Here is a 19,550-nt window from a genome sequence, read left to right as displayed (position 1 = left end):
TCTCCCACAAGGGGAGAAGGCAGAGCGCCGCTACAAATCCGCCTTGAACGTCTGCTTCTGGATGCCCAGCCCTTCGATGCCGAGCTCGACGACGTCGCCGGCCTTCAGGAACACCGGCGGCTTCATGCCGAGGCCGACGCCGGGAGGCGTGCCGGTCGAGATGATGTCGCCCGGATGCAGCGACATGAACTGGCTGAGGTAGGAAACCAGGTAGGCGACGCCATAGACCATGGTCTTGGTCGAGCCGTTCTGCATCGTCTTGCCGTTGACCTTCAGCCACATCGGGATGTTCTGCGGGTCCTTAACCTCGTCCTTGGTCACCAGCCACGGTCCGATCGGCCCGAACGTGTCGCAGCTCTTGCCCTTGGTCCACTGGCCCTGACGCTCGGCCTGGAAGGCGCGCTCGGAAACGTCGTGCGCGACGCAGTAGCCGGCGACATAGTCCAGCGCCTCGGCCTCGGTGACGTATTTCGCGGTCTTGCCGATGACCACGCCAAGCTCGACCTCCCAGTCGGTCTTGACCGAGCCTCGCGGGATCATCACGTCGTCATCAGGCCCGACGATGGCCGAGCTCGCCTTCATGAAGATGATCGGCTCCGGCGGCACGGTGGCGCCGGTCTCGGCGGCGTGGTCGGAATAGTTGAGGCCGATGCAGATGAATTTGCCGGTGCCGGCGACGCAGGCGCCGATGCGCGGCTTGCCGGAAACCGCCGGCAGCGATTTTGGATCGAGCTTCGACAATGTCTCGAGCGATGCCGGGTCGAGCGCCTTGCCGGCAATGTCGGTGACATGGGCGGAGAGGTCACGGATCGTCCCATCCGCATCGAGCAGGCCGGGGCGTTCGCTTCCCGCCTCGCCATAGCGCAGCAGTTTCATAGAATTTTTCTCCCAGTTGAGACCAGAGGCCGTTTGCAAACTCGCTCCGCTGCGGCGAATGGCGTGGTTTTCCAGAACCGGAGCGGAGCGTACTTAAAGTACGTGAGCCTAGGCAAGCACAGACGCCGCGTCAGGCGCCCGGCGGAACAGGATTTTCAGACTCCTAGATCGACCAGCCACCGTCGATATTGTAAGCCTGCCCCGACGTATAGGTGGCGCCGGCCAGATAGACGGCGAGATCGGCGATTTCCTCTGGTGTGCCGAGGCGGCCCATCGGCTGGCGGGCGATGAAGGCGGCGCGAGCGGCCTCGTAGTCGCCCTGCGCATGCATGCGGTCCTGCAGCGACGGGCTTTCGACCGTGCCCGGGCAGATGGCGTTGCAGCGGACGCCCTTGCCGACATAGTCGGCGGCGACCGATTTGGTCAGGCCGATGACGGCCGCTTTGGTCAGCCCATAGACGAAGCGGTTGGGCACGCCCTTGGTCGAGCTGGCCAGCGACGCCATGTTGATGATCGAGCCGTCGCCGCGCTCCAGCATGCCGGGCAGTACAGCGCGGATGGTGCGGATCATCGAGCGGACGTTGAGATCATAGGCGAAGTCGAGATCGGCGTCCTTCATCTCCAGGATCGAGCCTGAATGGACGAAGCCGGCGCAGTTGAACAGCACATCGACGGCGCCGATCTCGGCGAAGGCCGAGGTCACGGCCTCGTCGTTCAGCACGTCGAGCTTGCGGGTCTTGATCCCGGGCGTCTTGCCAAGTTCGGCGAGCATCACCTCGTTGATGTCGGTGGCATGGACGACGGCGCCCGCCTTGGCGAAAGCCAGCGCGCTCGCCCGGCCGATGCCCTGTGCCGCCGCTGTGACGACAACGATCTTGCCTGCCAGATCCGCCATGCTTTTCTCCTCTGTGGCCGCCCGGTTTTTACCGCCACGCGGCCAAGGCGCAATGTGCCAGATAGGCACTATCATGCCGCCTGTATCGCTGTTCGCTTAAATGTTTTTTCTCGGTAAAGAACATCATTTCTGCCGTCAAGCCCGAACGCTTCTCGTCCGACCGCGTGAAAGGCGACCGGTTCAGTCGCCGTAGGGCACCCAGACGTTCTTGACCTCGACGGCACGGCGCAGGAAGGCATCGCCGGCGGCCTCGCTCGATGCCCAGTCGAGGCTGCGGCCGTTACCGGTCCAGACGCGCTTGAGATTGCCGACAGAGTCGGCTTCGGCCTTGGCGCAGGTCTCGGCATCGGCGAACACCCAGAGCCCGTCGACATCATCATGCTTGGCCAGCACGCCGGCGAGCTCGGCGGTGCGGCCGGTGACGATGTTGATGGCGCCGGCCGGAACGTCGGAATATTCGATGACCTGATAGAGATCGGTGGCAAGCAGCGGATATTTTTCCGAAGGCACCGCGACCACGGTGCTACCCATGGCGAGAGCCGGCGCCACCAGCGACATCAGGCCGAGCAAAGGCGCATTGTCGGATGCCACGATGCCGACGACGCCGACCGGCTCGTGCAGTGCCAGCGTGACGGCGCGGGCCGGCGGCTGGTGGACACGGCCCTCGAATTTGTCGGCCAGGCCGGCATAGAGGAACAGCCGCTCGATCGACAGCTCGACCTCTTCGCGCGCCGCCTTGACGGTGGCGCCGGTAAGCTCTGTGAGGCGGGCGGCGAATTCATCGGCGCGGCCGGAGAGGTTCTCGGCCAGATAATAGAGCACCTGGCTGCGGTTGTAGGCGGTCGCCTCCGGCCAGCCCCTGCAGGCACGTGCAGCCGCGACGGCGTCGCGGATATCCTTGCGGCTGCCGAGACCGACCTCGCCGGCAAGCTTGCCCTTGGCGGTGGCGACGGCAATCGAATAATTGCCGTCCGGCCTGACCTGCTTGCCACCGATGAACAGTTTTGCCGTGCGGTCGATGGCGTCGCCGTCGGCCTGCTCGACAGGCTGGGGCGAAGCTGTTGCCGCCTTGATGACCGGGCCGAGCGGCAGTTTTGCCGAGAAATATTCGAACATGCCCTCGCGCCCGCCCTCGCGGCCGAAGCCGCTCTCGCGGTAGCCGCCGAAGCCGCAGGCGGCGTCGAACATGTTGGTGCCGTTGACCCAGACGACACCTGCTTTCAATTGCGGCGCGACGTGCAGCGCGAGGTTGACGTTCTCGCTCCACACCGAGGCGGCCAGCCCGTAGCGCGTGTTGTTGGCGAGCTCGACCGCTTCCTCGGTGTTGCGGAAGGTCATGGTCGCGAGCACCGGCCCGAACACCTCTTCCTGCGCCAGGATGTTAGCCGGCGAAACGCCTGTCGCCAGTGTCGGCAGGTGATAATAGCCGGAGGACGGCAGCGCCACATCCGGCTGCCAGCAGACGGCGCCCTGTTTGGCGCCTTCGGCGACCAGACCCTTGACGCGATCGAGCTGGGTCAAGTCGACCAGCGGGCCGATATCGGTGTTCTTGTCGAGCGGGCTGCCGACGCGCAACCGGCTCATCCGCGTCTTGACCTTGGCGATGAAGGCTTCGGCGATGCCTTCCTGCACCAAAAGGCGCGAGCCGGCACAGCAGACCTGGCCCTGGTTGAACCAGATGCCGTCGACCAGTCCCTCGACGGCGCTGTCGAGATCGGCGTCCTCGAAGACGACGAAGGCCGACTTGCCGCCAAGTTCCAGCGACAATTTCTTGCCCGACCCTGCGGTGGCTTTGCGGATGATCTTGCCGACCTCGGACGACCCGGTGAACGCGATCTTCTGGACGCCGGGATGATTGACGATTGCCGCGCCCGCCTCCGGTCCGCCCTGGACGATGTTGACGACACCTTTCGGCACGCCCGATCGTTCGCAGATCTCGGCAAACAGGATGGCGGTGAGCGGCGTGAACTCGGCCGGCTTCAGTACTACGGTGCAGCCCGCGGCGAGCGCCGGCGCGATCTTCCAGGCCAGCATCAAAAGCGGGAAGTTCCACGGGATGATCTGGCCGACGACGCCGACGCCCTTATGGCCGGGAAAATCCTTGTCCAGCGCCTGCGCCCAGCCGGCATGGTGGATGAAATGGCGGATGGCCAGCGGCACGTCGATATCGCGGCTTTCGCGGATCGGCTTGCCATTGTCGATCGATTCCAGCACCGCGAACAGGCGCTGGTGGCGCTGCATGGCACGGCCGATGGCGTAGAGCACTTTGGCTCGGCTGTAACCTGAGGATGCGCTCCACTTCGGCAGCGCTTTTGCCGCGGCCGAAACCGCGGCATCGATGTCGGCGGCACCGGCATCCGATACCTTGGCCAACAACTTGCCCGAGGAAGGATCGCTGGTCTCGAAGGTCTTGCCGCCTGTGGCTGCTTTCCAGTCGCCGCCGATGAACAGTGCTTTGGAGAAGTCGCGCGCGGCAAGCCATGCATCGGCCTCGTTGCGGGCTTCCGGCGCCGGGCCGTATTCCATGGCGTGATAGCGTTCGAGAATGTTCATCAGGGGCTCCGAAATCACGCCATCGCGTGGCGATGATTGGCCGAGTAGTGGCCGGTCAGATGGTGTTCGAGCTGGCGCTCTATGTCGGTCAGCAGGCTCGACGCACCGAAGCGGAACAGGTCTGGCTCCAGCCATCGCCGGCCAAGCTCTTCCTTCATCAGCACCAGCCAGTCGAGCGAAGCCTTGGCGGTGGAAATGCCGCCCGCCGGCTTGAAGCCGATGAGGCAACCGGTCTCCTCGAAATAGGCGCGGATGGCGCGCACCATGGCAAGGCCGACCGGCAGCGTCGCGTTGACGCTTTCCTTGCCGGTCGAGGTCTTGATGAAATCGGCGCCCGCCATCATCGCCACCATCGAGGCGAGCATGACGTTGCGCAGCGTGGCGAGGTCGCCGGTGCCGAGAATAACCTTCAGATGTGCCTCGCCGCAGGCGGCGCGCATCGAGACGATCTCGTTATAGAGTTCCTGCCACTTCGCCCCGAAGACCAGCCCGCGCGGAATGACGACGTCGATCTCGTCGGCGCCGTCCCTCACCGAAGCTTCGATCTCCTGCAGGCGGGTCGAAAGCGGGGTGAGGCCGTGCGGGAAAGCGGTGGATACGGCGGCGACATGGATGCCGCTGCCGCGCAGCGCCTCGACGGCGGTGGCAACGAAGGGGTGATAGACGCAGACCGCCGCCGGGCGGATCTTTTCACCAGTGATGCCGAGCCCTTCGACGATGTCGCGGCGGAACGGATTGACCGCCTTGGCGCAGAGCCGGCGCACGCGCTCTTCGGTGTCGTTCGAGTTCAGCGTGGTCAGGTCCATGCAGGCGACGACGCGCAGCAGCCAGGCGGCCTGGTTGTCGGCCTTGATCGAGCGGCGCTTGGTCAGGCTGGCGACACGCCGCTCCAGCGCCGAGCGGTTGACGCTGCGCATCGATTCCATGAAGCCGAGATCGAGCTTCATGCCGGGATTGCGGGCAATACCGTGCGCTTGCGGCGCCGGCGCGTTGGCGGCGGTGCGCGCCGGCAGCGGCGTGATCTTGGAAGGTCCGAGATCGGCTTCGCGGATTGTGCTGCTCATCTCCTGCCCTTTCGTTCGACTTGTGCCGAAGATAGCCCGTGAAGCAGCGCTTCACGAGTCCTTCAAGCGGTCATAGTTGAAAAAGGCCACGAAAGCAGCAGATTTTTGACCGTACGGTCAAAACCTGCATGAGGCGGACGCCGCAGCGTCCCGGCGCCTCAGCCGACGAAGGCGCGCTCGACGACGAAGCTCGCCGGATGATGCAGCGAACCTTCCTGGAAGCCGAGGCTTTCGGCCAGTTCCTTGACGTCCTTGAGCATATGCATCGAGCCGCAGATCATGATGCGGTCGGTCTCCGGGTCGAGCTTGTCGATGCCGAGATCGGTGTAGAATTTACCCGAGCCGATCAGCGCGGTGATGCGGCCCATGCGCTCGGAGGTTTCGCGCGTCGTCGAATTGTAGAGCGTGACGCGGCCGCCGGTCAGTTCGCCGATCAGCGGATCGTTCTCCAGCGCAGCGACCAACTCCTGACCATAGGTGAGTTCAGCGATGTCGCGGCAGGTGTGGGTCAGGATCACCTGCTCGAACTTCTCATAGGTGTCGGGATCGCGCAGCAGGCTGGCAAAGGGCGCGATGCCTGTGCCGGTCGAGATCATGAACAGGCGCTTGGCCGGGGTCAGCGCGTCGACCACCAGCGTGCCGGTCGACTTCTGCCGCATGATGACGGTGTCGCCGATCTCAATCTTCTGCAACTCCGAGGTCAGCGGGCCGTCCGGCACCTTGATCGAGAAGAATTCCAGCTCGTCGTCCCAGGCAGGGCTGGCGATCGAATAGGCGCGGTACACCGGCTTTTCGGCGTTGGGCAGGCCGATCATGACGAACTCGCCGGAGCGGAAACGCAGCGACTGCGGCCGGGTGATGCGGAACGAGAACAGCCGATCGGTATAGTGCTTCACCGAGACGACGGTCTCGGCATAGACATTGGCCGGTATAGGGAACTGCAACGGCCGGGCGTCGGCGGTGTTGAGCGCGGATGTGGTGTTCATCAAACCTAACCTTCTGGCCCGGGCTCAAGACCCAATCTTCTAGATGGGCGCCAAACCTTCTCCTGCGCGCCCGAACCGATCAGGTTCCGGCGTGCCGTTTGCACACTGCGAAGCGGTAAGCTCTTGTGTCCGGAATTTATTAGTATACAAATGATATTTGCGTCAAGACGCCAGCGTGAAACACCTTTCCAAACTGTGACATATCAGTAGTCCGGGCATTTCGGGTTTCGACAATGAAAGAGAATTTTTCGGCGCAGACGCTGGATTCCCTGGGCAGTGTCGTCGCCGGCATCGACGTTGGCGGAACCTTCACCGACCTGCTGCTGATCGACGGCCGTGACGGCGGCCGGGTGCATATCGCCAAGACCCCGACCACTATCGACAACCAAGCCTTCGGCGTCGTTTCGGCGCTCGGCGCCACCGGCTTCCCGGTCGACGGCATCGACCTCATCGTCCACGGCACGACGACCACCACCAACGCAGTTCTGGAACGCCGGCTGGCCAAAACCGGCATGATCACCACGCGCGGCTTTCGCGACGTCATCGAGCTTGGCCGGCGGACACGGCCGCAGGCCTATGGCATGACGGGCACCTTCGTCCCGATCATTCCGCGCAATCTGCGGCTTGAAGTGTCGGAGCGCGTCGAAGCCTCGGGCGCGGTGCGCATTCCACTCGACGAGGCCGAGATGCGCGACGCGGTGAAAAGCCTGATCGAGGCCGGCTGCGAATCCCTCGTCATCCATTTCCTGCATTCCTATGCCAATCCGGCGCATGAGCGGCGCGCCGCCGAGATCGCCGCCGAGCTTTGGCCAAACGGCTACATCACGTCAGGCCACGCGCTGCTGTCGGAAGCGCGCGAATTCGAGCGCGGCGTGACCGCTTCGGTCAACGCTTCGGTGCAGCCGATTCTCGAACGCTATGTCGAGCGGCTGCGTAAGGAATTGGGATCGCAAGGCTATGCCCGCGACTTCCTGATCATGAACGGCAATGGCGGCATGATCTCGGCCCGCTTTGTCACACGTGAGTCGGCCAAGACCGTCATGTCCGGCCCGGCCTCCGGTGTCATTGCGGCCGCCTATACCGGAAAACGCGCCGGCTTCGAAAACCTCGTCACCTACGACATGGGTGGCACCTCGACCGACGTGGCACTGATCCGCAATGCCGAACCGGCGGTGTCGAACGAGATCGAGATCGAATATGCGATGCCGATCCATGTGCCGATGGTGGCGGTGCATACGGTCGGCGCCGGCGGCGGCTCGATCGCCCGCGTCGATGCGGCCGGCCTGATCCAGATCGGCCCGGAAAGCGCAGGCGCCAATCCCGGCCCGATCTGCTACGGGCGCGGCGGCAGCGAGCCGACCATCACCGATGCCAATCTGGTGCTCGGCCGGCTGGCGCCGAAGAAGCTGCTTGCGGTCGAGAATCCGGTCACATCAGAGCATGTTACCGGCATATTCGAGGACCGGATCGGCCGACCTACCGGCCTGTCCGGCGTCGAGGCGGCGGGAGCGGTGCTGCGACTGGGCAACATGAAGATGGCCGGCGCTATCCGCATGGTCTCGGTATCGCGCGGCCACGACCCGCGCGATTTCGCGCTGTTCGCCTTCGGCGGCGCCGGGCCGCTGCATGCGACCGCACTGGCGCGCGAGCTCGGCCTGCCCAAAGTGCTGGTGCCGGCGCGGCCGGGCATCACCAATGCGCTCGGCTGCGTCGTCGCCGATCTCAGGCACGATTTCGTCAACACGATCAACCAACCGGTTGCGAGCCTCGACGAGATCCATCTCCATGCTATATTGGAACGGCATCGAAACGAAGGCGAGGAGCTGATCGGCAAGGAAGCGGTGAAGCCGGAGACGATCCGCGTCACGCATTCCGCCGACATGCAGTTCGTCGGCCAGACCCACATCATCAACGTGCCGCTGCCGTCGTCCGCGGTGACGCGCGAGGTGCTGCAGCATCTCTTCGAGAAGGCCTATTTCGCCCGCTTCAAGGTCGAGCTGCCGGAAATCCGCGCCAATCTGGTCAATCTCAACACCTCGGTGACGGGTGTGCGGCCGGCGATCGATCTGTCCCGGCTGATCGACCCGGCTGGCCGCGCCAGAACGCTCGATGAGGCGCGCCGCGAGATCCGGCCGGTCTGGTATGGCGGGCGCTGGCACGACACGCCGGTCTATAGCAGGGAGAAGCTGCCGCTCGACGCCGTTATCGAAGGGCCCGCGATTCTTGAGCAGATGGACGCGACCACCGTGCTCGAGCCCGGCGACCGGGCGCGCTCGGACGCCGACGGCAACATCATCATCGACATCGGTGAGGCCTGAGATGGAAAAGCTCGACGCTATCACGCTTTCGGTCATCCAGGCGGCGCTGCAGCAGGTCTGCGACGAGATGGACCTGACGTTTTCACGCGCCGCCTTTTCGCCCGTCATAGCCGAGGCCAACGATCGCTCCGACGGCATCTATTCCGCCGTCGACGGATCGCTGATCGCGCAAGGCAGCCAGGGTCTGCCGGTATTCGTCGGCGTGATGCAGTATTCGACCAGGACGGTGATCGAGATGATCGCCGACGGACGCTGCCTGCCGCCCGAGCCTGGCGACATCTATATCGTCAACGACCCTTATCTCGGCGGCACCCACCTGATGGATGTGCGCTTCGCCATGCCGGTCTACCGGGACGGAAAGATTTTCTGCTGGCTGTCGAACACCGGCCATTGGCCTGACATCGGCGGCTCGGTGCCGGGCGGCTTTTCCGCCTCGGCAACGGCGGTCGAGCAGGAAGGCTTGCGGCTGCCGCCGGTGAAACTGTTCAAGAAGGGCGTGCTCGATCCCGAGATCTACGCCATCATTTGCTCGAACATCCGGGTTGCCGACCAGCGCATCGGCGACATCCGCGCGCAGGCGGCGGCCCTGCTGATCGGTCAAGACCGGCTCAATGGAATCCTGGATCGTTACGGAGACGAAACGGTTGTCGAAGCGATCGCCGAATTGCGCCGCCGCGCCGCCGAGCAGATGCGCGCCAACATATCGGCCATTCCCGACGGCATCTATCGCTCGCAGGCCTTTGTCGATTCCGACGGGGTGGTGAACGAGCCGCTGACAATCGCGCTTGCTGTGGAGAAACAGGGCGACACGCTCAGCTTCGACTTCTCAGGCTCGTCGAAGCCTTGTGCCGGGCCGATGAACAGCGTGCTGGCGACGACCTTGTCGTCGGTCTATCTCGCCATGCGCCACATTTTCCCGGATGTGCCGATCAGCGCCGGCGCCTTCGAGCCGCTGATCGTCAAGCGGCCGGAAGGCACCTTCCTCGATGCCAAATATCCGCGACCGGTGTCCGGCTGCGCGGCCGAGGTTTCGCAACGCATCGCCGAGGCGGTGTTCGCGGCCATGGTGCAGGCGCTGCCGGACAAGGTCACGGCGGCGCCGGCGGGCTCCAGCGGCAATTTCGCGCTCGGCGGCAACGATCCGGCGCGCGGCCGCGACTATGTCATGTACCAGATCTCCGGCGGCGGCTATGGCGGCAATGCCGGCCATGACGGCCTGACCAACGGCTGCTCGACCATCGGCATTTCCAAGTCGCCGCCGGTCGAGATCATGGAGCAGGCTTTTCCGGTGCTCTATCGCCACTATGCCTTGCGCGAAGGCTCGGGCGGCGCCGGCAAGCATCGCGGCGGTTTTGGCCTCGCCTATGAGGTCGAGATCCTGCGTGGCGACGCCCGCGCCTCCTTCGTCATGGACCACGGCCGCTTCGGCCCGCAGGGCGCGCTCGGCGGCAAGGACGGCGCGGTCAACACGGTGACCGTGTTTCGCGACGGCAAGGAACATGTGCCGCCGCACCTCTCCAAGGAGCAGGACATCGCGCTGAAGGCAGGCGACCGCGTGCGCGTCGGCACGCCGGGCGGTGGCGGCTATGGCGATCCCTTGCAGCGCGATCCGGAACTGGTGCTGAGGGATGTGGCCTTGGGATACTATACGCCCGAGGAAGCCGATGGAAAATTCGGTGTCGCTCTGTCGGCGGACAGGCTGGCGATCAATCGGGCTGCGACGGACAAGAAGCGCGCCGCCAGCTAGTGTCGCTGGTCCGCGCAAACGCCGATCTCCCTGTGCGCCGCGATCGCCGCAGGGCATGTCGTTTCCGTCTCCGCCGGAGGTACAAAACCCCGTAGACTTGCCCCTATCAACGGAGATCTGGATCATGCGCCTTTTCGGTCGTTTCGTGCTTGCCGCGTCCGTCGCCCTGGCTGTCGCTACCGGCGCCGCCTCTGCCCAGGACAAGAAACTCAGGCTCGGCACCGAGGGCGCCTATCCGCCTTTCAACTACGCCAATGCCGACGGCACGCTGGGCGGCTTCGACATCGATCTCGGCAAGGCGCTGTGCGCGCAGATGAAGACCGAGTGCGAGTTCGTCGTGCAGGATTTCGACGGCTCGATCCCGGCACTGCAGGCTGGCAAGTTCGATGCCATCATCAACATCACCATCACGCCGGAACGAGCCGAGAAGGTCGACTTCACCCACAAGTACTACCAGACGCCGCCGGCCATCGCGGTGCCGAAGGATTCGACTGTATCAGGCACCTCGCCCGAGGACCTGAAAGGCAAGGCGCTGGGCGTGCAGAGCGCGACGATCCACCAGAATTTCGCCGAACAGAAGTACGCAGGCTCGACCACCAAGCCCTATCCGACCGGTGACGATGCCCGCACCGACATGGTCAATGGCCGTCTCGACGCGGTGATGGACGGCTCTATCCTGCTGACCGAATGGCTGAAGAAACCTGAGGGCGCCTGCTGCAAATTGCTCGGCACGCTGGCGCCAGACCCGGCCATTCATGGCCCCGGCGTCGGCATCGCCCTGCAGAAGGGCAACAAGGATCTGACCGACAAGCTCGATGCCGCGATCGACGCGCTGCGCGCCAACGGCAAATACAAGGAAATCAACGACAAGTATTTTGCCTTCGACGTTCCGGCGAGTAGGCGGGGGGCGTAGCGAGGCGCTCCGAGCGGAGTACCTTGGCCTTATTCAAAGGTCAGGGCAATCGCTTCAGGCTTGTGCTGCCCCTCATCGCCCTGCCGGGCACTTCTCCCCGTATAGTGACGGGGAGAAGGTGCCGGCAGGCGGATGAGGGGCGGTGCCGACATCGGCAATTGGTCGCCTCCACACGAGGCCATTAACCTGAAGCGCGACGCCACACCTCCTTCGTCAATGAAAGAAATATTATGCCCGAACGGCGATCCCCTTTTTATAGCAGCATCGTCGGGCTCGGCGCGACGATGGGCCGGGTCGGCGGCGATTTCATCTCGGCCAGATATTACTCCGGCATTGCCGACGAGCATCTGAACACGCGCAAGAATGTCGGTGTCCAGGACCTCAGCACCATGGGCAAGATGGACATCAAGGGCCCGGATGCCGAGGCCCTGGTCAACCATGTCATCGTCAACGACGCCGCAGCCATGCGGCCGGGACAGGTGCGTTATTCGACCGTCTGCCGCGAGGATGGCGGCATCATGGACGACCTCACCGTGTTCAGGCTTGGGCCCGAGCATTTCATGCTGGTGACCGGCTCCGTCAACCGCCAGAAAATGCTGCCCTGGCTGCTGCATCACGCCGAGGGCCGAAACGCCTATGTCACCGACATCACCGCGGCCATCGCCTTCCCGACGATACAGGGACCGCGCTCGCGCGGGCTGCTGAAGGTGCTGGTGCAGGACGCCGATCTGGATGGCTTGAAACGCTGGTCGTTCACCACAGCGCGCATCGGCGAGACGAAGCTGCTGATCTCGCGCACCGGCGTGACCGGCGAGCTCGGCTTCGAGCTTTTCGTGCCGGCCGACGAGGCCGCCACCGTCTGGGACATGCTGATGCGGGCCGGCCGCGATTTCGGCCTGAAACCCTATGGCGTGCTGGCGATGTTCACGCTGGGGCTGGAGAAGGCCTATCCGGCGCATGGCATCGACATGGACGAGACCCGCACGCCGTTCCATGTCGGCCTTAACAGCTGGATCAAGTTCGACAAGGGCGATTTCGTCGGCCGCGAGGCGCTGCTCAAGGTCCGCGACACAGGCGTCGACGAGCGCTGGACCGGGCTGATCGTCGAAGGCAGCACACCGGCGGCGGCGAATGCGCGGGTTCTGGCCGGCGGCGAGGATGCCGGCGTCGTCACCTACAGCGACCACGGCTATTCGCTGGGTACGGTGCTGGCGACCGCGCATCTGCGGCTGCCATTCACGCAGATCGGAACGGAACTCAGCATCGACATCGATGGCACGCCAACACGCGCGGTGGTGTCGCCGATGCCGTTCTTCGATCCAGACGGCGTGAGGCTGAGAGCCTGATCCTACGCCCTATGATCCAGCCTTGCGACCAGCCGGTCACCGGCCCACTGGATGCCGCAGACCAGGATGATCAGCACGATGACCACGGCGACCATGACTGACGTCTCGAAGCGCTGGTAGCCGTAGCGGATGGCGAGGTCGCCAAGCCCGCCGGCGCCGATGGCGCCGGCCATTGCCGAGGCGCCGATCAGCGTCACCAGCGTGACCGTGAAGCCGGCGACGATGCCGGGCAGGGCTTCCGGCACCAGCACCTCGCGGATGATCGTCCAGCGGTTGCCGCCCATGGCGCGCGCCGCCTCGATCAGCCCGTGGTCGACCTCGCGCAGCGACACTTCGGCGATGCGGGCGTAGTAGGGCGTGGCCGCGATCGACAGCGGCACGATGGCAGCCCAGGTGCCGATCGACGTGCCGACGATCAGCCGTGTCACCGGGATCAGCGCGACCAGCAGGATGATGAACGGCACCGAGCGGAAGCCGTTGATGACAGCGCCGAGGACGCGATTCACCCACAGGCTTTCGGCGATGCCGCCACGGTCGGTGGCAACCAGCGCCAAGCCGAGCGGCAGTCCGAAAACCAGCGAAATGAATCCGGACGCGGCCGTCATCAGGATCGTCTCCCAGATCGAACGCAGCAGGAGCTCAAAAAGAATTGGAGACATAGCCAAGCACCTCCACCCGCGCCTCGCGGGCTTTCAGGAACGCGATCACCCGCGTCAGATGGTTTGCGTCGTTGCCCGGCACGGCCAGGAACAGCGTGCCGACAGGCTGCCGCTGGACATGGTCGATGCCGCCATGGACGAGGCGAAACCCGCCCGGTAGGGCCGCAGCGAGGTCGGACAGCAGCGGGCCGCGCGCCGCCTCGCCCGCCACGTCGATCCTCAGAATCGCCTCGCCGCTTTCCGTCCGCGTTAGCCGGCTTGCGATCTCCGCCGGCAATTGCGGCCGGATGCCGCTAAGCAGGCTCTGTGTGATCGCCGACTTCGGATCGGCAAAGACCGACCACACCGGTCCTTCCTCGACAATGCGGCCGGCGTCGATCACCGCGACGCGGTCGGCGATCGAGCGGATCACCTCCATCTCATGGGTGATCAGCAGAATGGTCAGGCCGAGCTGCCGGTTGATGTCTTTCAAAAGCGCAAGGATGGAGCGGGTCGTCTCCGGGTCCAGCGCCGAGGTGGCTTCGTCCGACAGCAGCAGCGCGGGCCGCGCGGCAAGCGCCCTGGCGATGCCGACGCGCTGCTTCTGGCCGCCCGACAGCGATGCCGGATAGGCTTTCGCCTTCTCCGACAGGCCGACGAGCTCGAGCAGCTCGGCCGCGCGCGCCAGGCGTTCGGCCCTGGGGCGGCCTTCGATCTTGAGCGGCAGCGCGACATTGTCCTCGACGGTCTTGGCCGAGAGCAGGTTGAAGTGCTGGAAGATCATGCCGATGCGCCGCCTGAGCGGCTGCAATTCGCGCTCGCCGAGCCGGCTGATTTCGCGGCCTTCGATGAGGACCTGGCCGGAATCCGGCCGCTCCAGACCGTTGAGGCAGCGGATCAGCGTCGACTTGCCGGCGCCGCTGCGGCCGATGATGCCGAGAATCTCGCCCTTCTGCACAGCGAGCGACACGCCGTCGAGCGCCGCGGTCTGGCCGAAGCGGCGCTTCAGCCCGGTGAGCCGCACGACGTCCTCCGGCCGCTCCGGGGTGCCGACCGGTATCTTGGCAGTTGCGGGGAAATGCTGGTTCATGGCCGTTCCTGTTTCGGCGGTCCGTAAAATAGTATTGCGGCCCGCGCGTTGGGCGCGGACCGCCTTTTCATATCCGCCCGGATACATGTCTCATCAATAGGCGCTGGTGCCGGTGCCCTTGTAGACCTTGTCGAACTCGGCCTTTACCGCCTCGTTCTGATAGGAAGCCACCAGTGTCTTCACCCAGGGCTCGTTCTCGCTGCCGGCCTTCACCGCAATGAAATTGCGATACGGATTGTCGGCGATCGGCTCCTGCGCGATGCGGTTTTCGGGGGTCAGGCCGCTTTTCAGCGCCCAATCCGTGTTGACCACGGCCGCGTCGAGGTCTTCCACCGAACGCCCGACGATGCCGGCGTCGAGCTCCTTGATGACCAGTTTCTTCGGGTTGTCGGCGATGTCGGCCGTTGTCGCCAGGATACCGGTGCCGTCCTTCAGCTTGATGAGGCCCTCATTCTGCAGGACGCGCAGCGCCCGGCCTTCATTGGACGGGTCGTTCGGCACGCCGATGACGGCGCCCTCGGCCAGGTCGGCGACCTTAGCAAGCTTCTTGGAATAGAGACCGATCGGCCAGACGCCGGTATAGCCGACGGGAACGATATGATAGCCCTGCGTCTTGATCTGACTGTCGAGATAGGGCTTGTGCTGGAAGGCGTTGGCGTCGATTTCGCCACGCTCCAGCGCCTCGTTCGGCTGGGTGTAGTCGTTGAACACCACGGTCTCGATCGTCAGCCCTTTCTCGGCCGCCTGCGCGGTGACGACGCGCCATACGTCTTCATCCTCGCCGCTGATGATGCCGACCTTGATCGCCTTCTTGTCCTCGGCGAAGGCCGAACCGGGCGCAGCCAAACCGGCAATTGCGACAGCCGAAGCGAAAAGTAATGCAAGACCTGTGCGGCGATTTATAGTTGCCGAAAAGGACGACAGCAAAGTGTTGGTATTCCCGATCATGATGAATCCCGTCCGTTGTTAGATCATGGTGGCCAGGCAAAGCGCGAAGCCTTGTCCACAGCATCGGGGATGCTGGCCGCCGGATCAAAGAACCGCGTTTCTCGCCAGATGCGAAGCCGGGAATATTCTCTCAAAGATTATGCCATTGCGAGCACAGGGGCGCTTACCGCGTGCATCGTGTAGGCGGGGCACGCCATTTTTTGGCGAGATCCCTTGGCGCAACCAGACGCAACGCGGTCGCTTTCCCCGTCCGCGCTTTTCCCGCTCAGAGCCACCGCCGCACGCTTTGCTTGTAGTCGCGATACGCATCGCCGAAACGCCGCTCGAGATAGGCCTCCTCGCGGGCGACGACGCCGTAGCGGATCAGGATCGCAAGCGGCAGCGTGAGGACAAGGATCCAAATATTCTGCGCGGCCACGCCGACGCCGGCATAGATGAGGAACATGCCGAGGTAGATCGGATTGCGCGTCCATCCGTGGATGCCGGTCGTCACCAGCACGCGCGTCGGCTCATTCGTCGGCACCGGCGTCTCCGCGCGGGAGAAGTTGCGTATGCCCGCGGCGAAAAGCGCCAGACCGATCAGGATCAGCAAACCGCCGATGACCCAGGCCCCTGCAACCGGGAACGGCAAGCGCAGCAGGCGATCCAGGACGAAGCCAATCAGAAGAGCGGCGAGAAAGAGCAGGGGCGGTCTCGCGATGACGCCTGCGGTTCCGGTGTCGGTTTGCCCAGCCGGGTCCATCTCCATGTCTGCTCCCGCAGATGCTGGAGGGCTACGAAGCCCATAGCCCCCTAGAAACGACAACTAAGGTGTCATTCTAAAAGTTGACAACTGTGGTGTCAATCGCAGAAATTGACCCAGACAAAAAGGAGCAAAAGCGATGGCGTCGGCACGACACGGGACTGACGGGGTCCGAGGGGCGGACCCCGTCTTTGACGGCAAGGCCGAGGCGATCGCCGAGCTGATGCTCGAAGTGGCCCAGTGCTTCTTCAGAATACGGGCTCTCGGCCAGAAGACAGGGCTCATCACCAGTTGGGGCGGCGGTGCGTTCGGCTTCATGCGAAGCCTCGCGCTGCTTGGCCCGCTCACCGTGCCGCAGATCGCCCAGATGCGGCCCACCAGCCGTCAGCGCATGCAGCGGCTGGCGGATGAGCTTGCGGCCGAGGGGCTCGTCGAATTCGTCGACAATCCGAAGCACCGGCGCTCGAAGCTTGTGCAGCTGACGCGCAAAGGCGCCGCGCGTTACGGCGAGCTCAACGCCCAGCTGATGGGGATAGCCTCGACCATGGGCGTCGCTCTCGACGAAACGGATATCCGCAAGACCGCCGAGATCGTGCGGCAGCTCAGCGATGATGTGAAAGTGCGGTCGGAGCGGCTGGGCTGACGCAAAGGCGGCGCGGCGCCATTGATGGGAATCCTGCTTGAGCGCCCCCCGACCGCGTGCCGTTTCAGCCTGGATGCGCTTGGCTGTTGCCGCTTCCGTCCGGGCCCGCCGGCGGACAGTCGCCAACCGGAACCTCTGCGGAGCTGAGGCGTTCGAACCGCAGGAGCTGAGAGCTGCGCCTGCAATCCGCAAACGAGTACCGCAATGGCTCAAAAACCAAAGATAACGACAGGCACGAACGACCGGCCACGCAACGAAACCATAGGCCAATCCGGCGAAGGCCTGCCGGGCAGCACGCCGCTTGAAGCCGACGAGACCGCCGCCCGGTTGCGAGGCAATCTGCAAGGCAGACCCGAGCAATTTGCGGAAGCCAATGCCGACGCGGCAGGCATTGCTGGCGTCGGCGAGAAAATTTGTCACCGCTGCGCCGGGACAGGCATGATCGACGGCCGCACCTGCCCCGAATGCGGCGGAACCGGAAAGGTGACGACGCCGATAGACTGAGGCGATCAGGACAGCGATCACGCGGCGACCTCGATCACCGAAGCGCCAAGGAGTCCGGGCCGAATGGCGCGGATCAGATCGCCGGCACCCACTTCCAGAACACGCCCTCCATCCGTTCGGGGTAGTGCTTGAACTCGCATTCGAAGCGCCATCCGTAAGTCTTGGCGGCGGCAAGCGCTGCCGGGCTGACCGGATTCATGCCCGTTCCCGGCGCGAACCAGTCTTCCAGCAAGTCGTCAGGTATGTAGGCGCCGATCCTCAAAGGCAGCTTTTCGAGGACGACATCCATTTCGTCAGGTGCGGACAATGGGTCCTCCCTTAAAGATCTACCGACAACAAGTCATTCGAGGTCGATTGGGTTCCAGAGCGTCGGTGAGGTGGACGGTTAGCGTGATGGGCGGGCAGGGCTGGATTCGACGTCCGGCTTTACGAGATATGGCTGAAATAGGAGGATCGGCAGATCGCAGGTTTAGCGCACTCGATAGGATTCGAACCTGTGACCTCTGCCTTCGGAGGGCAGCGCTCTTTCCAGCTGATCTACGGGTGCTTTCGTCGGCTATGATGATGGGAAATCGCCGGAGCGAGTCTGAGGAACCGTTTGCAGAGCCCGTCCTGGCATCCTACCCTACCCTCTAATGATTTGGGGAGCAGGATGGCATCAAACAACGGCAACGGCTCTGATCTTAACTTCACCGCTGATCTATTTCGGGCAGCGGACAAGCTACGCGGCAACCTCGAGCCGTCCGAGTACAAGCACGTCGCGCTTGGTCTGATCTTCCTCAAGTACATTTCCGACGCCTTCGAGGGCCAGCACGCGAAGCTGGAGGCGGACGAGTTCGCCGACGCCGAAGACCCCGAGGAATATCTTGCCGAGAACGTATTCTGGGTGCCGAAGGAGGCACGCTGGTCGCATTTGCAGGCCAACGCCAAGCGCCCCGAGATCGGCAAGCTGGTCGATGAGGCGATGGAGGCCATCGAGAAGGCCCCGTCGAATGAAGGGCTGAAAGGCGTACTTCCGAAGAACTACGCCCGCCCGACGCTGAACAAGACCATGCTCGGTGAGCTGATCGACCTGTTCTCTAACATCGGCATGCACGACAGCACCGACAAGGCGAAAGACCTGCTGGGGCGGGTGGACGAGTATTTTCTGTCCGGGTTCGCCAGTTCCGAGGGCAAACGCGGCGGGGAGTTCTTCACGCCCCGTTCTGTGGTCTGCACGCTTGTCGAAATGCTCGAACCCTATAGAGGCCGCGTCTACGACCCGTGCTGCGGCTCGGGCGGTATGTTCGTCCAGTCGGAGAAGTTCATCGAGGAGCACGGCGGGCGACGCGACGCGATTGCCATCTACGGTCAGGAGATCAATCACACCACGTGGCGTCTGGCTAAGATGAACCTCGCGGTGCAGGGCATCGACGCGGACATCCGATGGAACAATGAGGGCAGTTTCCATCGCGACGAGTTCGCGGACCTCAAGGCCGACTTCGTACTGGCCAACCCGCCCTTCAACGTGTCGGACTGGGGTGGTGAGCGCCTAACCGACGACCAGCGCTGGAAGCATGGCATCCCGCCGAACGGCAACGCGAACTTCGGATGGCTCCAGCACATCCTTCACCATCTGGCTCCTCGTGGAACGGCTGGCGTCGTGCTCGCCAACGGTTCGATGTCATCAAACCAGTCCGGCGAGGGTGACATCCGCAAGGCCATGATCGAGGCCGACGTGGTGGACTGTATGGTTGCACTGCCGGGGCAGCTGTTTTTCTCGACCCAGATACCAGCCTGCCTCTGGATGCTGGCACGAAACAAAAGCTCGAACGGCCATCGTGACCGACGCGGAGAAATCCTGTTCATCGACGCTCGCAAGCTCGGCTTCATGGTTGATCGTGTCCGTCGCGAGTTCACCCCAGAGGACATAGACAAGATTGCAGGGGCTTATCACCGCTGGCGTGCCAAGCCTGAGACGGGCGTGGCAAACGGCTGGGCCGAGTACGCAGACGAGCCGGGCTTTTGCAAGTCCGCAACTGTGGCAGCGGTTCGCGAATATGGCCATGTGTTAACACCGGGGCGGTATGTCGGCGCAGCTGACATTGAGGATGACGGAGTGAGCTTCGCCGAGAAATTTGAGGTGTTGCGGGAGCGGTTGCATACACAGTTCGGTGAAGGGCGAGCATTGGAGCAACGCGTTGAAATCGCGTTAGGTCGTGTTCGTGACAATGGTTGAGTATCCGCGAAGCCCGCTTGGAGAGCTAGCGGCAGAAGAACGCGGCGCAATTGCAATAGGTCCGTTTGG

The 19,550-nt window shown here is 63.9% G+C and carries 17 protein-coding genes; 7 read left to right on the top strand and 10 right to left on the bottom strand.

What is annotated here, in order from left to right; genetic code table 11:
• Positions 1-30 precede the first annotated feature (30 nt).
• The 5 genes from EN885_RS13850 to EN885_RS13830 all read right to left on the bottom strand — a co-directional run bounded on the left by EN885_RS13850 (position 31) and on the right by EN885_RS13830 (position 6,374).
• Positions 31-876: a fumarylacetoacetate hydrolase family protein gene (locus EN885_RS13850; RefSeq protein ID WP_128241647.1), complete on the bottom strand. Its 846-nt coding sequence runs from the start codon at positions 874-876 to the stop codon at positions 31-33.
• A gap of 163 nt (positions 877-1,039) precedes the next feature.
• Positions 1,040-1,771, bottom strand: a complete 732-nt coding sequence (locus EN885_RS13845) for an SDR family oxidoreductase (RefSeq protein ID WP_128241646.1) — start codon at positions 1,769-1,771, stop codon at positions 1,040-1,042.
• A 180-nt stretch (positions 1,772-1,951) separates the two neighbouring features.
• On the bottom strand, positions 1,952-4,324 hold the full coding sequence (locus tag EN885_RS13840) for an aldehyde dehydrogenase family protein (RefSeq protein WP_128241645.1): 2,373 nt from the start codon (positions 4,322-4,324) through the stop codon (positions 1,952-1,954).
• Positions 4,325-4,338: 14 nt separating this feature from the next.
• Positions 4,339-5,388, bottom strand: coding sequence for a deoxyribose-phosphate aldolase (deoC, locus tag EN885_RS13835; protein ID WP_128241644.1), 1,050 nt, complete (start codon positions 5,386-5,388; stop codon positions 4,339-4,341).
• Positions 5,389-5,546: 158 nt separating this feature from the next.
• The gene (locus tag EN885_RS13830) at positions 5,547-6,374 is read right to left on the bottom strand and encodes a ferredoxin--NADP reductase (RefSeq protein WP_128241643.1); all 828 of its coding nucleotides are present in this window, start codon (positions 6,372-6,374) and stop codon (positions 5,547-5,549) included.
• A gap of 233 nt (positions 6,375-6,607) precedes the next feature.
• Here EN885_RS13830 and EN885_RS13825 point away from each other — a divergent pair, with 233 nt between their 5' ends.
• The 4 genes from EN885_RS13825 (at position 6,608) to EN885_RS13810 (ending at position 12,698) form a co-directional block, all read left to right on the top strand.
• Positions 6,608-8,692 carry a hydantoinase/oxoprolinase family protein gene (locus EN885_RS13825; RefSeq protein WP_128241642.1) on the top strand — a complete coding sequence of 695 codons (2,085 nt, stop codon included), beginning with the start codon at positions 6,608-6,610 and terminating at the stop codon, positions 8,690-8,692.
• 1 nt (position 8,693) lies between these two features.
• Positions 8,694-10,439 (top strand): hydantoinase B/oxoprolinase family protein, encoded by a 1,746-nt coding sequence (locus EN885_RS13820; RefSeq protein ID WP_128241641.1) that lies wholly within the window; start codon positions 8,694-8,696, stop codon positions 10,437-10,439.
• A gap of 124 nt (positions 10,440-10,563) precedes the next feature.
• Positions 10,564-11,352, top strand: a complete 789-nt coding sequence (locus tag EN885_RS13815) for an ABC transporter substrate-binding protein (RefSeq protein WP_128241640.1) — start codon at positions 10,564-10,566, stop codon at positions 11,350-11,352.
• A 230-nt stretch (positions 11,353-11,582) separates the two neighbouring features.
• Positions 11,583-12,698: an aminomethyltransferase family protein gene (locus EN885_RS13810; protein WP_128241639.1), complete on the top strand. Its 1,116-nt coding sequence runs from the start codon at positions 11,583-11,585 to the stop codon at positions 12,696-12,698.
• A 2-nt stretch (positions 12,699-12,700) separates the two neighbouring features.
• On the opposite strand, the gene EN885_RS13805 is transcribed toward EN885_RS13810, so the two are convergent.
• The 4 genes from EN885_RS13805 to EN885_RS13790 form a co-directional block, all read right to left on the bottom strand.
• A complete protein-coding gene (locus EN885_RS13805; RefSeq protein WP_128241638.1) occupies positions 12,701-13,357 on the bottom strand; it encodes a methionine ABC transporter permease in 657 nt (218 codons plus the stop codon).
• Entirely contained in the window at positions 13,338-14,426 is a 1,089-nt protein-coding gene (locus EN885_RS13800; protein WP_128241637.1) for a methionine ABC transporter ATP-binding protein, read from the bottom strand. The genes EN885_RS13805 and EN885_RS13800 overlap by 20 nt, the downstream gene beginning before the upstream one ends.
• Positions 14,427-14,519: 93 nt before the next feature.
• Positions 14,520-15,374 (bottom strand): MetQ/NlpA family lipoprotein, encoded by an 855-nt coding sequence (locus EN885_RS13795; protein WP_128241636.1) that lies wholly within the window; start codon positions 15,372-15,374, stop codon positions 14,520-14,522.
• A gap of 265 nt (positions 15,375-15,639) precedes the next feature.
• Complete coding sequence (locus tag EN885_RS13790; RefSeq protein ID WP_128241635.1) at positions 15,640-16,122, bottom strand: isoprenylcysteine carboxylmethyltransferase family protein; 483 nt, start codon at positions 16,120-16,122, stop codon at positions 15,640-15,642.
• Positions 16,123-16,255: 133 nt separating this feature from the next.
• On the opposite strand from EN885_RS13790, the gene EN885_RS13785 reads away from it, so the two are divergent.
• Positions 16,256-16,759 carry a MarR family transcriptional regulator gene (locus tag EN885_RS13785; protein WP_128241634.1) on the top strand — a complete coding sequence of 168 codons (504 nt, stop codon included), beginning with the start codon at positions 16,256-16,258 and terminating at the stop codon, positions 16,757-16,759.
• A gap of 204 nt (positions 16,760-16,963) precedes the next feature.
• Positions 16,964-17,263 (top strand): hypothetical protein, encoded by a 300-nt coding sequence (locus EN885_RS13780; RefSeq protein ID WP_128241633.1) that lies wholly within the window; start codon positions 16,964-16,966, stop codon positions 17,261-17,263.
• A gap of 73 nt (positions 17,264-17,336) precedes the next feature.
• On the opposite strand, the gene EN885_RS13775 is transcribed toward EN885_RS13780, so the two are convergent.
• Positions 17,337-17,570 carry a hypothetical protein gene (locus tag EN885_RS13775; protein WP_095484622.1) on the bottom strand — a complete coding sequence of 78 codons (234 nt, stop codon included), beginning with the start codon at positions 17,568-17,570 and terminating at the stop codon, positions 17,337-17,339.
• A 345-nt stretch (positions 17,571-17,915) separates the two neighbouring features.
• Between EN885_RS13775 and EN885_RS13765 the strand changes: the two genes are divergently transcribed.
• Positions 17,916-19,481 carry a class I SAM-dependent DNA methyltransferase gene (locus EN885_RS13765; RefSeq protein ID WP_128335187.1) on the top strand — a complete coding sequence of 522 codons (1,566 nt, stop codon included), beginning with the start codon at positions 17,916-17,918 and terminating at the stop codon, positions 19,479-19,481.
• Positions 19,482-19,550: the final 69 nt, after the last annotated feature.

It is taken from the genome of Mesorhizobium sp. M6A.T.Cr.TU.014.01.1.1, assembly GCF_004022765.1.
Taxonomy (GTDB): domain Bacteria; phylum Pseudomonadota; class Alphaproteobacteria; order Rhizobiales; family Rhizobiaceae; genus Mesorhizobium; species Mesorhizobium mediterraneum.
This window is presented reverse-complemented; position numbering and strand designations above follow the sequence as displayed.

Bases quoted from the DNA above. Each gene is read 5' to 3' on its own strand.
- EN885_RS13825 (WP_128241642.1), top strand. From the start codon at position 6,608: ATGAAAGAGAATTTTTCGGCGCAGACGCTGGATTCCCTGGGCAGTGTC.
- EN885_RS13850 (WP_128241647.1), bottom strand. From the start codon at position 876: ATGAAACTGCTGCGCTATGGCGAGGCGGGAAGCGAACGCCCCGGCCTG.
- EN885_RS13780 (WP_128241633.1), top strand. From the start codon at position 16,964: ATGGCTCAAAAACCAAAGATAACGACAGGCACGAACGACCGGCCACGC.
- EN885_RS13840 (WP_128241645.1), bottom strand. From the start codon at position 4,324: ATGAACATTCTCGAACGCTATCACGCCATGGAATACGGCCCGGCGCCG.
- EN885_RS13815 (WP_128241640.1), top strand. From the start codon at position 10,564: ATGCGCCTTTTCGGTCGTTTCGTGCTTGCCGCGTCCGTCGCCCTGGCT.
- EN885_RS13765 (WP_128335187.1), top strand. From the start codon at position 17,916: ATGGCATCAAACAACGGCAACGGCTCTGATCTTAACTTCACCGCTGAT.
- deoC (WP_128241644.1), bottom strand. From the start codon at position 5,388: ATGAGCAGCACAATCCGCGAAGCCGATCTCGGACCTTCCAAGATCACG.
- EN885_RS13810 (WP_128241639.1), top strand. From the start codon at position 11,583: ATGCCCGAACGGCGATCCCCTTTTTATAGCAGCATCGTCGGGCTCGGC.
- EN885_RS13785 (WP_128241634.1), top strand. From the start codon at position 16,256: ATGGCGTCGGCACGACACGGGACTGACGGGGTCCGAGGGGCGGACCCC.
- EN885_RS13800 (WP_128241637.1), bottom strand. From the start codon at position 14,426: ATGAACCAGCATTTCCCCGCAACTGCCAAGATACCGGTCGGCACCCCG.
- EN885_RS13830 (WP_128241643.1), bottom strand. From the start codon at position 6,374: ATGAACACCACATCCGCGCTCAACACCGCCGACGCCCGGCCGTTGCAG.
- EN885_RS13845 (WP_128241646.1), bottom strand. From the start codon at position 1,771: ATGGCGGATCTGGCAGGCAAGATCGTTGTCGTCACAGCGGCGGCACAG.
- EN885_RS13820 (WP_128241641.1), top strand. From the start codon at position 8,694: ATGGAAAAGCTCGACGCTATCACGCTTTCGGTCATCCAGGCGGCGCTG.
- EN885_RS13790 (WP_128241635.1), bottom strand. From the start codon at position 16,122: ATGGAGATGGACCCGGCTGGGCAAACCGACACCGGAACCGCAGGCGTC.
- EN885_RS13795 (WP_128241636.1), bottom strand. From the start codon at position 15,374: ATGATCGGGAATACCAACACTTTGCTGTCGTCCTTTTCGGCAACTATA.
- EN885_RS13805 (WP_128241638.1), bottom strand. From the start codon at position 13,357: ATGTCTCCAATTCTTTTTGAGCTCCTGCTGCGTTCGATCTGGGAGACG.